Annotated in this window: 1 pseudogene; it reads left to right on the plus strand. The window is 61.9% G+C overall.

From position 1 onward, the window contains the following. Positions 1 to 360 (plus strand): annotated as a pseudogene (locus CVH10_RS18360) (FAD-containing monooxygenase EthA); the annotation flags it as partial.

Raw genomic sequence — 360 nt, forward strand, 5'->3', positions numbered from 1 at the left:
ATGGGCGGGATCGCGTTCGAGCGTGACGGGCAGCCGATCCGGCTGACCGATTCGCTGCAATATAAGGGGATGATGTTCTCCGAGGTGCCGAACCTCAGCTTCACCTTCGGCTATACCAATGCGTCGTGGACGCTGAAGGCCGATCTGGTGGCGATGTATATGTGCCGGCTGCTCAACACGATGGCGAAACGTGGGTTGCGGCAGGCGACGCCCCGGATCGGTGCCGACCCGGTCGCGCCGGAGCCGTGCGTCGATTTCACCTCGGGCTATATCCAGCGGGCACTGGACCGTCTGCCGCAGCAGGGTAATCGCAAGCCTTGGAAACTGAACCAGAATTACGCGCTCGACGTAATGGCGCTG

The sequence above is a fragment of the Halomonas sp. ND22Bw genome, assembly GCF_003011945.1.
GTDB lineage: Bacteria > Pseudomonadota > Gammaproteobacteria > Pseudomonadales > Halomonadaceae > Halomonas > Halomonas halophila.